Annotated in this window: 13 protein-coding genes; 3 read left to right on the plus strand and 10 right to left on the minus strand. The window is 62.3% G+C overall.

All coding sequences use genetic code 11. The features are described from left to right. Window positions 1–16: 16 nt before the first annotated feature. Both ABNP46_RS16490 and ABNP46_RS16495 read right to left on the minus strand, forming a co-directional pair. Window positions 17–775 carry a lysophospholipid acyltransferase family protein gene (locus ABNP46_RS16490; protein WP_349919284.1) on the minus strand — a complete coding sequence of 253 codons (759 nt, stop codon included), beginning with the start codon at window positions 773–775 and terminating at the stop codon, window positions 17–19. Beyond that, window positions 760–1,482: a beta-ketoacyl synthase chain length factor gene (locus ABNP46_RS16495; protein WP_349919286.1), complete on the minus strand. Its 723-nt coding sequence runs from the start codon at window positions 1,480–1,482 to the stop codon at window positions 760–762. The genes ABNP46_RS16490 and ABNP46_RS16495 overlap by 16 nt, the downstream gene beginning before the upstream one ends. Before the next feature lie 260 nt (window positions 1,483–1,742). Between ABNP46_RS16495 and ABNP46_RS16500 the strand changes: the two genes are divergently transcribed. From ABNP46_RS16500 to ABNP46_RS16510, 3 genes are read left to right on the plus strand one after another with little or no spacing between them, the layout of a single operon-like run. Then, on the plus strand, window positions 1,743–2,141 hold the full coding sequence (locus ABNP46_RS16500) for a hypothetical protein (protein WP_349919288.1): 399 nt from the start codon (window positions 1,743–1,745) through the stop codon (window positions 2,139–2,141). Window positions 2,142–2,159: 18 nt separating this feature from the next. Next, on the plus strand, window positions 2,160–3,242 hold the full coding sequence (locus ABNP46_RS16505; RefSeq protein ID WP_349919289.1) for a methyltransferase: 1,083 nt from the start codon (window positions 2,160–2,162) through the stop codon (window positions 3,240–3,242). A gap of 39 nt (window positions 3,243–3,281) precedes the next feature. Beyond that, window positions 3,282–3,491, plus strand: a complete 210-nt coding sequence (locus ABNP46_RS16510; RefSeq protein WP_349919291.1) for a hypothetical protein — start codon at window positions 3,282–3,284, stop codon at window positions 3,489–3,491. Window positions 3,492–3,541: 50 nt separating this feature from the next. Here the strand turns inward: ABNP46_RS16510 and ABNP46_RS16515 are convergent, their stop codons facing one another. From ABNP46_RS16515 to ABNP46_RS16550, 8 genes are all read right to left on the minus strand, one after another. Then, the gene (locus tag ABNP46_RS16515) at window positions 3,542–4,291 is read right to left on the minus strand and encodes a DNA/RNA non-specific endonuclease (RefSeq protein WP_349919292.1); all 750 of its coding nucleotides are present in this window, start codon (window positions 4,289–4,291) and stop codon (window positions 3,542–3,544) included. Between the two features lie 244 nt (window positions 4,292–4,535). Then, entirely contained in the window at window positions 4,536–5,513 is a 978-nt protein-coding gene (locus tag ABNP46_RS16520; RefSeq protein WP_349919294.1) for a cytochrome-c peroxidase, read from the minus strand. Between the two features lie 417 nt (window positions 5,514–5,930). After that, a complete protein-coding gene (locus tag ABNP46_RS16525; RefSeq protein WP_349919295.1) occupies window positions 5,931–6,839 on the minus strand; it encodes a pseudouridine-5'-phosphate glycosidase in 909 nt (302 codons plus the stop codon). Next, window positions 6,833–7,924: a PfkB family carbohydrate kinase gene (locus ABNP46_RS16530; RefSeq protein WP_349919297.1), complete on the minus strand. Its 1,092-nt coding sequence runs from the start codon at window positions 7,922–7,924 to the stop codon at window positions 6,833–6,835. The genes ABNP46_RS16525 and ABNP46_RS16530 overlap by 7 nt, the downstream gene beginning before the upstream one ends. A 146-nt stretch (window positions 7,925–8,070) precedes the next feature. Beyond that, the gene (gene nirD / locus ABNP46_RS16535) at window positions 8,071–8,430 is read right to left on the minus strand and encodes a nitrite reductase small subunit NirD (RefSeq protein WP_349919298.1); all 360 of its coding nucleotides are present in this window, start codon (window positions 8,428–8,430) and stop codon (window positions 8,071–8,073) included. Window positions 8,431–8,476: 46 nt separating this feature from the next. Further along, a complete protein-coding gene (nirB, locus tag ABNP46_RS16540; RefSeq protein ID WP_434476200.1) occupies window positions 8,477–11,011 on the minus strand; it encodes a nitrite reductase large subunit NirB in 2,535 nt (844 codons plus the stop codon). A 154-nt stretch (window positions 11,012–11,165) separates the two neighbouring features. Continuing rightward, on the minus strand, window positions 11,166–11,990 hold the full coding sequence (locus ABNP46_RS16545; protein ID WP_349919301.1) for an ABC transporter ATP-binding protein: 825 nt from the start codon (window positions 11,988–11,990) through the stop codon (window positions 11,166–11,168). Between the two features lie 94 nt (window positions 11,991–12,084). After that, window positions 12,085–13,026 (minus strand): ABC transporter permease, encoded by a 942-nt coding sequence (locus ABNP46_RS16550; protein WP_349919302.1) that lies wholly within the window; start codon window positions 13,024–13,026, stop codon window positions 12,085–12,087. Window positions 13,027–13,039 lie beyond the last annotated feature (13 nt).

Here is a 13,039-nt window from a genome sequence, read left to right on the forward strand (position 1 = left end):
GCTCTTCCATAGGCTGTCATGGGGTCCCGGCTTGCAGGACCCGGGTAAGTAACCGGGTTAACTGGCGGGCGGCCAGGCCGCTGTGCTGCGCGTCATCGACCCCTTCACGGGTCTCTATCTGCGGCAAGAACTCCAGCGTGAAAACAGGCTTGCGTTTCGGGGTCTGGAACCATTTGTCCTGCTTGGTGAGAAAGCGCTCGCTGCAATGAATGCGTACGGGCTGCAGAGTCACCTGACCACGCAAGGCAAGCTGGGCGGCACCTCGCTGCAGGCGGATAGGCTCCCCCGGCGTGGTGCGGGTGCCTTCCGGAAAGATCAGCAATAAGCCACCCCGGCGCACCCGTTCGATGCAACGCGGCAGCAGCTGTTCCGCCTCCCCGTTGGGAATGTAGTCGGCGGCACGCACCACGCCACCGAGAAAAATATTATGCCACAAAGCTCGCTTGACGATGCAGTCGCACACCGGCAGTTCGGCCGCCAGGATCACATAGTCGAGCAGGCTGGGGTGATTGGCGACGATGAGGGCACTGCGCAGCTCCCTCGGCATGCCGATGACGCGATAATCCAGCACCCCCAGCCCCTTGAGCAGGGCCATGAACAACCGAAAACTCTGCTTGATGCTGGCCTGTGCCAGGATCCGACGCCGCTCTCCCCGCAGGCAGAGCGCCAGCAGCGGAAACCAGCAGAGGCTGAGCAGCAGCCCCCCCAGCCCAAACAGGGTGAAGCCGAGCGCGGTGCCAAGCAGCCGCCAAAGCCGGTTCAGCCCCGCCGCCATGACCACTCCCTGCGTCCGTCCCCGAGCACGCATGTCTGCTGCCCCAGCAGATGCGCGCGCCAGAATGCCAGAGGTTGGGCCAGCGCGGGGGGCTGACTGGCGTTGCACTGCCCCTCGCAGTCCCAGCGCTCGCCGGCAGCCTCCTGCGCCGGGCCCAGCAGCAGCGCCACCCCGTAGGGCGGGGTCTGGGGGAGCCAGGATTGATGAAACTGCGGGATCTCCCCTTCAAACAGCACCAGCAGCACCCGCTGATACCCCGCATGCAGGTTGGCTACGGCCTCGGCCAGCCCCGCCATCAGACTCCCGTCTCCGGCAGAGATGGAACTGATGGGCAGCGCCGCCTTGCCCTGAATGGAGCAGAGCCCGGCCGCCGTGTTGTGCACCGACATGGAAAAATCCGTGGGAGAGAGCGGCTTGGCGGCGGCCAACCCCTGCAGCAGCGTAATGGAGCGTGCCAGCTCGCCGTGGCGGCTGACGAAGATGGCGCTGTCGACGGGGTGGCGGGCCAGCATGTCCAGACCCAGTTGCACCGCGAGCCGGGCGCCGATGCTGAGGCGGCGCGCCATCATCATGGGGATCAGGGGGGTCGCTGGCACGGATTGCACCGCCGCGGGCCACTCTGCCCCCATGGCCCACTGTTGCCAGTCAGTGGCGTGCTCCAGCCCCGGGGAGAGCGCCTGCGCATCAAGGAGTGAGAATGAGAGCATGATGGCGGCGTTCAATCCTTTGCGATGCGAGGGGTGACAAGAATAATAATTGTTTTTCTCAATACAGGAATGAGCAAAACGCGATCAATTAATAACCAACCCATCGGGGTTATTATTTATTGCGACATCATATCATTATTTATCAGAAATAATAGACAGCCAAACATCGCTCTGGTGAGGACAACTCATATTCTATTGAAAATAACCAAGCAATGGTGTCTCATTGCGCTGTTTCATAAAAATATATCGGGGAAATAATAATGAATTTGATCACGAAATCGGGCCTGGTTCTCGGTGCACTCCTGCTTGCCGCCTGCTCCACCAGCAAGCCAATACAGAATCTTCCTGCCAATCAGGTAACCTTCAATCTCAGCGAGGAGCAAGTTGCCAATGCCATCGTCAACGGCGGTATCAGCAAGGGCTGGGTCATGAAGAAAGAGCAGCCAGGGCTTATTCGTGGTCAACTGAATGTGCGCCAGCACCAGGCCGTGATCAATATTCCATATAGCACCCATGATTATTCCATCAATTATGTCAGCAGTGTGAATCTGGATGACGACGGCAAAGGCGCCATTCATCGCAGCTATAATCGCTGGATCCTCGGGTTGAATCAGGCCATCCAGATCGAACTGGCTCGTACCAATACCAGCACCCATTGATCAGAGACGGAGCCGTCATTGAAACACTATCAGAGCGAGCCATATAACGCCCTGGAGGCCATCAGTCAGGCCCAGCGCATCGCCTTCGCCCCCATGTTGTTCCAGGCAAGCTGGTGTCTGCGTGAGACCGGCGTGCTCGCCTACCTGGAGAGCCGGGGCAAGAGCGGCGCCACCACGGCCGAGATAGCCCAACATTGCGAGCTCAGCGAGTACGCGGTGTCGGTGCTGCTGGACATGGGACTCGGTGGCGGCGTCTGCCATCTGGCCGGGGAACGCTATGTACTCGGCAAGGTTGGCGCCTATCTGCAAAACGACCCCATGACCCGGGTCAACATGGATTTTACCCAGCACGTCTGTTACCAGCCGCTGGCTCACCTGCTCGATGCCATTAGCGAGGGCAAGCCGGAGGGGCTCAAGGTCTTCAACCCAGACTGGGAGACCATCTACCCTCACCTGGATAAGCTGCCGGAACCCGCCCGCGCCAGCTGGTTTGCCTTCGATCACTTCTATTCCGACTGGGCTTTCCAGCAGGCGCAGGATCATGTGCTGAGTTATGAGCCTCGCAGCCTATATGATGTGGGTGGCAACACCGGCAAGTGGGCCATCTCCTGTGCGACCCGGGATCCCGCGCTGCAAGTCACCATCCTGGATCTGCCCGAGCAAATCGCCCTGGCACAGCCCAGAATTGACGCAGCCAAACTGACCGAGCGGGTGCGTGGTCACGGGGTCAACATGCTGGAAGCCGACGGCCATCTGCCGGGGGAGGCGGACATCTGGTGGATGAGCCAGTTCCTCGACTGTTTCAGTCACGAGCAGATCGTCGCCATCCTCAAGCGCATTCGTCGGCACATGAAAGCGGGGGCCAGAGTCTGCATCCTGGAGCTGTTCTGGGACCGGCAGAGCTTCGAGGCGGCGAGCTTCAGTCTCAACGCCACCTCCCTCTACTTCACCGCCATCGCCAATGGCAACAGCCGCTTCTATCACTCCAAGCAGATGTATCAGTGCCTGCGTGAGGCCGGTTTCCACGTGGAGGCCGAGCACGAGATCCCGGGTCCTGGCCATACCCTGCTGGTTGCCCAACCTTTGCCCGAACGGCCATAATGGCCCATCCACATGGATGGCATGCAAAAGGAGCGGCCCATGATGCGTAACGGCAAGGTTCTGCTGACACTGGCTCTGGTGCTGGGTAGCTCGGCTTGCACCCACATCAAGGAAGCGGGCCGGACGGTGGGACACACCACCCGGGACGTGACCCGCGAGATTGGCCATACCACCCGGGATGTGACCCGGGAGATTGGCCATGGCACCCGGGATACCGTCAATAAAGTGGGTGACGAGATCAGTAAATGACAACAGGGGCCTCGGCCCCTGTTGTGCTATCTGTGGTTTCCTTCCCCTGTTCACCACATCGCCATCAGCTGGGATTCCATGGCCTCTTCCTGTTCATCCGGCAGACTGGCGAAAAAATCGAGTCCCGTCTGCTCTTCCACCGCATCCACAGTCACTATGTAGTCTGCCAGCTTGCTGGACGGGATATTCTGCTGCGGCAGAATGAAGGCGATAGCCTCCTGATTGGCCACGTCCATCACCACCCGATAGTAGGCATGGGGCACGGTCACACCGTTGCCGATGGAGGCGTCCGAGTTGGTGAAGATGGGGCCGGTGATCACCTGGACATTCTCATAGGCGATGGCCCACTGGCGGGTCTTCTCCTCCAGGATGCGCCAGGCACCCTGGTTGAGCGCCGGCAACTGGGGCGTCATGTTGGTCAGCAGGAAACTCTGCTTCATGGTGGTCGCACTGGTGCGCATGTCGGCTGCCGGTGCCTGATGTCCCCTGTCGTAACCGGAGCCCTTGTAGTCCGCCAGGGTGGCACGGAACTGCACCGGCACCTCCTTGTCCTCGGCGAAGGCATCCTTGCGCGGCACCTGTCCCTGGGCGCTCGCCGCCGTCATCCGGTAAGAGACCCAGTCAGACACCTTGGTGTCGTAGTTGTAGCCCGCCGCATAACCTTCCCGGCAGAGCAGCTGACTGGATTGACCCGGGACCCCCAGGGTCACGTGATCCTTGCATTGGAACCCCGCCGCCAGGGTCGGGAAAGCGCTGAGAGAAAATCCGATAGCCAGAACTAACTTGTTGATATTATCCATTATTATGCCACTCCTTGTGTTAGGCGGAGTGATTTGACACCAGGTCTGATGAGTCAGGCAATCGGCTATTTTACGAGCATCTCGTAAATGTGAAGGGGGCGGCAATTTGACCAAAAAGCGGCGGACAGCTGGGGGATTGTCATCGGCCCGTCATTGTGGTGGATAGGGTACTTTATCTCTGCAATCAAGCAGATAGGCAGGATAAGAAGCGGAGACTTGCTCCGCTTCCCTGTGCGCCGAATGGTCAGCTCTTGACTTGCGGCCTCGGGGTATCGGGTTGGGACGGCGGCAACATGGGCAGCACTATCTGGGGCTGCTCACCGGTCAGGCTCTTGAGGAAGGCCGTCATGTCCTCGGCCTCCTGCTCGCTCAGCCGCTGGCCGAGCTGGATATCCGCCATGATCTGCACCGCTTCCTTCAGATCCCAGACTGCGCCGTCGTGGAAGTAGGGGTAGGTCAGTTCTATGTTGCGCAGGGTGGGCACCTTGAACCAGCCGATGAACTGCTTCTCACCGGTCACCGCGCCGCGCCCCTGGGCCGGGTTGCTGGTCTGGTAGTGTTTGACCAGCCCCATCTTCTGATAGGAGTTGCCGCCGATGGCAACGCCGTTGTGACAGGCGGTACAGCCCTTGTGCTTGAACAACTGGTAGCCCGTCAGCTGCTGCGCCGTCAACGCCTTGCCATCTCCCTTGAGCCAGCGATCGAAGGGGGCATTGGGGGTGACCAGGGTCTCCTCGAAGGCGGCGATGGCGTCGGTCACCTCATCGATACCGAACTGCGCCTTGCCGTAGACGGCGTCGAAACGGTCGCGATACTCGGGCAGGGTATGGAGGGTCTCCACCGCCAGCTTGTGGGTGAAGGCCATCTCCAGCGGGTTGGCGATGGGGCCCGCCGCCTGCTCCTTCAAATCCTTGGCGCGGCCGTCCCAGAACTGCACGAAATTGAGGCTGGAGTTGAGCACGGTCGGCGAGTTGATCGGCCCCTCCTTCCACTTGTGACCGAGGGAGCTGACCTGATTGTCCACTCCTCCCGTCGCCAGGTTGTGGCAGGAGTTGCACGAGATGGCGTTGGATCTGGAGAGCCTCGGCTCGAAGAACAACATCTTGCCCAATTCGACCTTGGCCGGATCACCCACCTTGACCGCTTCCACCGGTTGCACCGGTTCGCTCGCCCACCCCGTCACGGGCAGTGCCAACACCAGCAGCAAATTATATTTATTCATTATTCTCTCTCCCTTGAGTTTGCGAGTCATCGCATTCCCAGCCTGCAGGAGTAGGACTGAGTGTTATTTGTTCAAGATCAAGGGAAAAACACTAAAACCACATTAAAAACAATGACTTTGTGTTTTTTGGACGGAATAAGGGCGGGGTCTTTCGAAGAAAATTTGACTGAATTCTGATGCATCGATTATCAACAGCCGCTGCCGAAATAACAGCCAATTGATTAGATTGAGGTCATTGAATAAAGCGATTATTAAATATGCAGATCATCTCTCGTCATTATTTCATGCATTTAACATACACCGTTAAATAACGGTCGGTGATATTGGCGATCTATTTCCCCCCTGCCGGGCGCCTCCCCCCTTTATTCATGAAAAAGGGGCCTGTGGCCCCCTCTCGTTATCTGACGTTGGCACCTATCACAGGCTGGCGGCGATGCGCGCCCCCAGAGCGGCGTTGTTCAGCACCAGCTGGATGTTGGAAGCCAGGGAGTTGCCGCCGGTCAGCTCACACACCCTGGCCAGCAGGAAGGGAGTGGACTCCTTGCCCTTGACCCCCTGTTCATCCGCCTCACGCAGGGCTTGTGCGATGGCGGCATCGATGTCGGCCTTGGGCATGGCAAACTGGGCCGGGATGGGATTGGTCACCACTGCGCCACCAGCCAGCCCCAGCTCCCACTTGAGGCGCAGGGCCTCGGCAATGGCCGCCGGGGTATCGAGACGGTAATCTACCTTGAAGCCGCTCTCGCGGGTGTAGAAGGCGGGCAACTCCTCGGTTTGATAGCCGATGACCGGCACCCCCTGGGTCTCCAGATACTCCAGGGTCAGACCGATGTCGAGGATGGACTTGGCACCGGCGCACACCACGGCCACCGGGGTCTGGGCAAATTCCTGCAAGTCAGCGGAGATGTCGAAGGTCTCCTGGGCGCCGCGGTGGACGCCGCCGATGCCACCGGTGGCGAAGACACGAATGCCGGCCATGGCGGCGATGATCATGGTGGACGCCACCGTGGTCGCCCCCATCCCCTTGCTCGCCAGCACGAAAGGAATGTCGCGGCGGCTGCACTTGGTCACGGCATGGCCTGCCTTGCCCAGCGCCTCCAGCGCCCCCTCATCCAGACCCACCTTGAGGCGGCCATCCAGGATGGCGATGGTGGCCGGCACGGCGCCGTTGTCGCGCACCACCTGCTCCACCTGGCGCGCCGTCTCCACGTTCTGCGGATAGGGCATGCCATGGGAGATGATGGTGGACTCCAGGGCCACTACGGGTTTGCCAGCGGCCAGGGCGGCGGCGACTTCAGGTTGGATATCGAGGTAAGCGTTCAACATGGGTACTCCTCCAGCAAGCGTTCAACGGCGGCCTTGGAGAGGCCGGAAAAGACGGTATCGGGACAATTGACGGTGAGGGCGGCGCAACCGAGGGCGAAGCGAGTCGTTTCAGCCATGGTCTGCTCCTGCAACCAGGCGTGGGCCAGCCCTGCCATGAAGGCATCGCCACCGCCGGTCACGTTGACGACGGGGCTGCCGAGCACGGGCAGATGGCCCTGACTCTCCCCGTCGCTATAGAAGATCCCCTGATCACCCAGACTCAGGAACAGTCGCTGCACCCCGGCGCGGTGGAACCAGGCCGCCGCCATGGGCCAGGTGTCGGGCCCGGCGATGGTGAAACCGCACAGCTGTTCGGCCTCGCTGCGGTTGGGTTTGAGGGTGTGGATGCGATGCAGCCAGGGGCGGATCTTCTCCACCTTGGCCACGGAGACGGTGTCGACGAAGATGATGTGCTCCCCCTGACGCTCGAACAGCCAGTCCAGGGTGTGAGTCGCAAGGTTGGTGTCGAGCACCCAGAGCCGGGCTGCTCCCAGGAAGCCGCCGAGGGGGGCCAGTCTTGCGGGTGTCAGCTCGTCGATGATCCCCATGTCGTTGACGGCGCAGCTCATCTCGCCGCTGCCATCGTGCAGGCTGAGGTAGCAGGAGGTCGACTGACCCTCCAGCACCAGCACCTGGCGCACGTCGACACCGGCGCGCTGGCTCACCTCCAGCAGGTGGTGGCCGTACTGATCGTTGCCCACCGCGGTCAGCAGGCGGGTATCGGTGCCAAGCCGCGCCAGGTTCTCGGCGATGTTGCGTCCCACCCCGCCGGCGGAGGTACTCACCCGACCCGGGTTGGAATCCCCGATGCGCAAGTTGTCGTGGCTGCTGCCGCAGATATCCATGTTGGCTCCGCCGATCACCACGGCGTAGGGTCCCTCGCGCAGCACATAGCCGCGCCCCTGCACATAGCCCTGGCGCATCAGGCTGGAGATATGACTCGCCAGCGCCGAGCGGCTGATGCCGAGCCTGTCCGCCAGATCCTGCTGGGCAATCATGGGATCCTGGCGCAGCAGGGCGAGGATCTCTTGTTCACGCTCCGTCATAGACAAACATCCAATTGCAAACGTTTGTCTATTATTCTCCGCAAAGGTTTTCCTGCCAGGGTTTTGTGCAAAAAATGTCGCCTGCGCCACAGAAAATCGCCGGGCATGGGCCCGGCGATCGAAAAAAGATTTTCATTTGGTTCTGGTTAATCGAGCAGTACCCATACCGCCTCATCGGCCAGCATCACGGGCCAGGTCGTCACGCTCAGGGCGGGATCATCCAGACAGCGACCATCGACCAGGGCGTAGCGCTGTTTGTAGAGAGGGGAGGCAACCACGGGCTCACCGCCGCAATCTCCCACCAACCCGCGGCCCAGCACCGCCACCCCGGCCCGGGGATCCACGGCATCCAGCGCATAGACTCGCTCCCCGAGCCGGAACAGGGCCAACGCCCGCCCCTTCAACCAGGCGCTGCGCCCCGCCTGCATCGGCAGGGCCGAGAGGGCGCATACCCGCAACCATTCACCGTGCTCGCAAGACAGCATGTTTTCCTTGAATGCATTCATCGCCTCTCCTCCCTGTGGATGACGGATTCGAATCCGGGCTCTTGGCTCATATCACCTCCTTGATGGCGATGTCCGGCACCCACTGCCCCCGCTCCTGCCTGCGAGGAGGGGTCTCGTCCTCGGGCCGGTTGACGAAGGCCTCGAACAGCTTCAGCTTGTCCGGATCCGCCAGGGTGCTCTTCCACTCGCACTGCCAGCTGCCGACGATCTCCGTCATCATCGCCTCCAATTCGGCCCCGATGCCGAGTTTGTCCTCGATGATGACCGACTTCAGGTAGTCGAGCCCCCCTTCCATTCCCTCCATCCAGACCGAGGTGCGTTGCAGACGATCGCCGGTGCGCACGTAGAACATCAGCAGCCGGTCGATGTAGCGGATCAGGGTCGGCTCGTCGAGATCTATGGCGAAGAGATCGGCGTGGCGGGGCCGCATGCCGCCATTGCCGCACACATAGAGGTTCCAGCCCCGTTCGGTGGCGATGACGCCGATGTCCTTGCTCTGGGCCTCGGCACACTCCCGGGTGCAACCGGAGACGGCGAACTTCAGCTTGTGGGGAGCCCGCAGCCCCTTGTAACGATTCTCCAGGGTCTGGGTCAGGGTCATGGAGTCCTGTACCCCGTAGCGGCACCAGGTCGAGCCCACGCAGGACTTCACGGTACGCACCGACTTGCCGTAGGCCTGGCCGGTCTCGAACCCCGCCGCCACCAGCTCGCCCCAGATGGCGGGCAGCTGATCGACCCGGGCACCGAACAGATCGATGCGCTGGCCACCGGTGATCTTGGTATAGAGGCCGTACTTGCGTGCCACCTCGCCGATGGTGATGAGCCCCTGGGGGGTGATCTCTCCCCCCGGGATACGCGGCACCACCGAGTAGGTGCCATCCTTTTGCAGGTTGGCGAGGAAAGCATCGTTGGTATCTTGCAAGGCGCGGTGGGGCTTCTCCAGCACATGCTCGTTCCAGAGCGACGCCAGGATGGAGGCCACTGTCGGCCGGCAGATGTCGCACCCCAGCCCCTGGCCGTGCTTGTCCCGCAGCGCCTCGAAGCTCTTCAGCTCGCCGACCCGGGCCAGGTGGTAGAGCTCCTGGCGGCTGTGGGCGAAGTGTTCGCACAATCCCTTGTCCGCCTCGACCCCTATCTCGGCCAGAGTCTGCTCCACCACCTGCTTGAGCAGGTTGCTGCAACCGCCGCAGCCCGTGCCCGCCTTGGTGCAGCTCTTCACCGCGCTCAACTCGTGATTGCCTGCCTTGACCGCCGCCACCACGGCCCCCTTGCTGACGTTGTGGCAGGAGCAGAGGATGGCGCTGTCCGGCAGCACCATGGGGGCCGGCGCGCCGCCACTCTCCCCCACCAGCAGGGAGAGCGGTGGCTGTGGCAGCGCCATGCCATTCTGGTAGTACTGCAGCAGCCGCTCATAGTCCGCCCCCTCCCCCACCAGGATGGCACCGAGCAGTTTCTCCCCTTCCCCATCGGTCACCAGCTTCTTGTAGATGCCGTTGACCCTGTCCAGCAGCAGCAGCTCCTGAGCTCCGGGGGTGCTGGCGTGGGCATCGCCGATGGAGCCTACGTCCACCCCCATCAACTTGAGCTTGGTGGACATGTCGGCCCCCGCGAAGCGGGTCTCGCCACCACACAGGCTGGCCACGGCGGCGCGCGCCATCTGGTAGCCCGGGGCCACCAGCCCAAAGATGCGTCCCTGCCAGAGCGCGCATTCGCCGATGGCCAGGATGGCGGGATCCGAGCTGTGGCAGCCGTCATCGATGCAGATGCCGCCACGCTCGCCAATGTTCAGCCCGGCCTGGCGAGCCAGGCCGTCGGCAGGACGAATGCCGGCGGAGAAGAGCAGCACGTCCGTCTCCAGATGAGATCCATCCTTGAAGCAGAGGCGGTGGCGAGCCTGCTCCCCATCTTCGATGCATTCGGTGGCCTTCTCCACCAGCACCTCGACCCCGAGGGCCCGGATCTTGTCCCGCAGCACGGCGCCGCCGCTCTCGTCGAGCTGTACCGGCATCAGGCGCGGGGCGAACTCAACCACCCGGGTATCGAGGCCGAGCAGGCGCAAGGCATTGGCCGCCTCCAGCCCGAGCAGGCCGCCCCCGATGACCACGCCGCTCCTGGCCCCGGCGCAGGCATCCCGGATGGCGGCAAGATCGCCCAGGGTGCGGTAGACAAAACACCCCTCCCGCCCATGGCCGGGGATGGGCGGCACGAAGGGGACGGAGCCAGTCGCCAGCACCAGACGGTCGTAGCCCAATCGCTCGCCGCTGGCGAGGGTGAGGATACGGGCATCCCTGTCCAGCACCTCCACCTCGGCCCCCAGCCGCAGCGCGATGCCCTGCTCTTCATACCAGACGGGATCGGCCATGCGCAGCGCCTCGGGCGCCTTGCCACCGAATACCTCCGACAGGTGCACCCTGTCATAGGCGGGATCCGGCTCGGCGCCGAGCACAATCACGTCAAACTGCTTCAGTCCACCGGCCGCCACCAATTGTTCGACGAAATGATGGCCAACCATGCCATTGCCAACCACCAGCAGCCGCTGTTTTTCAACCTTCTCGGGCGATGTTACGAAGTGATGATCCATCTCATCATCCATGCCATTGCCAATCACCAACAACTGCTGTTTTTCAACCCTCTCGGGGAACCCGGAAACGTCGCCGCCTCTCAGATCCGGATCATTGCCCACCGACATGCTCTGTTTGTTATCCATCTCTCTCTTCCTTGAATCCGATAGGGGCTCAGGCACGCTGCTTGCCGCGCGCTGGCTGATCAACAGCCTTGAGGGGCGTCACCTTGCGCTGTTTCTCGTAGAGGAAACGCAGTACCTGCTGGCGCAGTCTGTGGTAATGCGCGTCATCCGCCAGGGCGACCCTGTCCCTGGGCCTTGGCAGATCCACCGTCAGGATCTCCCCGACGGTGGCGGCCGGGCCATTGGTCATCATGACGATGCGATCCGACAGCAACACGGCCTCGTCCACGTCATGGGTGATCATGATGACGGTGTTGCCAAGCTCCGCCTGGATGACCATGAGCGCATCCTGCAGATGGGCCCGGGTCAGGGCATCGAGGGCACCGAACGGCTCGTCCATCAGCAATACCTTGGGGGAGAGCGACAGGGCGCGGGCGATGCCGACCCGCTGCTTCATCCCCCCGGACAACTCATGGGGCATCTTGTGGCTGGCGTGATCCATCTGCACCAGGGAGAGGTAGTAGTCGACCCTGTCCGCCACGGCCCGTTTGTCCGGCTCCACCTGACTGGCGGCCAGCGCCACGTTCTGCTGCACGCTGAGCCAGGGCAGCAGGGCGTGGTTCTGGAATACCATGGCCCGCTCCGGCCCCGGTCCCACTACTTCGCGCCCGTCCAGAATGATGCCTCCCGTGGTCGGCTCCAGGAGCCCGGCCACCAGGTTGAGCACAGTGCTCTTGCCGCAGCCCGAGTGACCGATGAGGGAGACGAACTCTCCCCGCTCGATACGCAGGTTGACCCGGCTGAGGGCATCGAAGCGCCCCTTGTCGGTGTCAAACCACATACCCACATCGCTAATTTGCAGATAACTCTTCATTGGCACTTCTCCTGCCTGAATGTGTGTCCCGTTCCAACGCCACCTCACCCTCTACCGGCATCGCGTTGCGATGCCGCAGGGGTGACGGGCTCGCTTAGCGCAATACCTGGCGCTTGTCCCAGGAGAGCCACTGCTGCAGGGCCAGCATGCCCCTGTCCAGGGCGCAGCCAATGAGCCCTATGGTGATCACCGCCACCATGATGCGGGCCAAGGAGGAGGCGCCGCCGCTCTGGAACTCGTCCCAGACGAACTTGCCGAGCCCCGGGTTCTGGGCCAGCATCTCCGCCGCGATCAGCACCATCCAGGCCACTCCGAGAGAGAGCCGCAGGCCGGTGAAGATCATGGGCAGGGCGCCGGGCAGCACGATGCGGCGCACATGGGTCACAAACGACAGTTGCAACACCCGGCTGACGTTGTGCAGATCCCTGTCCAGCCCCGCCACCCCGACGGCGGTGTTGATCAGGGTCGGCCAGAGGGAGCAGAGGGTGACCGTCAGCGCCGAGGTGAGAAATGACTTCGCAAGCCAGGGCGTCGGGCTGGCGTAGAGCGCGCTCACCACCAGGGTGATGAGGGGCAGCCAGGCCAGAGGCGATACCGGCTTGAGCAGCTGAATGACCGGGTTGGCGGCGCGATAGAGCCCCTGATTCATGCCGAGCAGCACCCCGCACGGGATGGCGATCAGGGTCGCGAGCCCGAAACCGCACAGCACGGTGAGCAGGCTGGTGGCGATCTGGTCGAAGAAGGTGGGACGCCCGGTATAGGGACGCAGCGTCACCTTCACCGCCGGATCCTCGGCCAGCCGCTCGGCATTGCGCACCTTCTGGCGCTCGAGGAAGGCATCCGCCTTCTCCCGTTCCGCCAGGTGATCCTGCCCCAGAGCCCAGAATTGGCTGGCGGTCGCAAGCGGCCCCGGCAGGGCTCCCAGACTGGTCTGTACCTGGCTTGCCCCCCACTGCCAGAGGCCGAGAAACAGCAGCACACCGAGCAGGGGCTGCACCAGGGGAGTCAATATCTGTTGCCATCTGTATCCTTGCATCATGGGCTCCTTG

It is taken from the genome of Aeromonas veronii, from assembly GCF_040215105.1.
GTDB classification, from domain to species: Bacteria; Pseudomonadota; Gammaproteobacteria; order Enterobacterales; family Aeromonadaceae; genus Aeromonas; species Aeromonas veronii_G.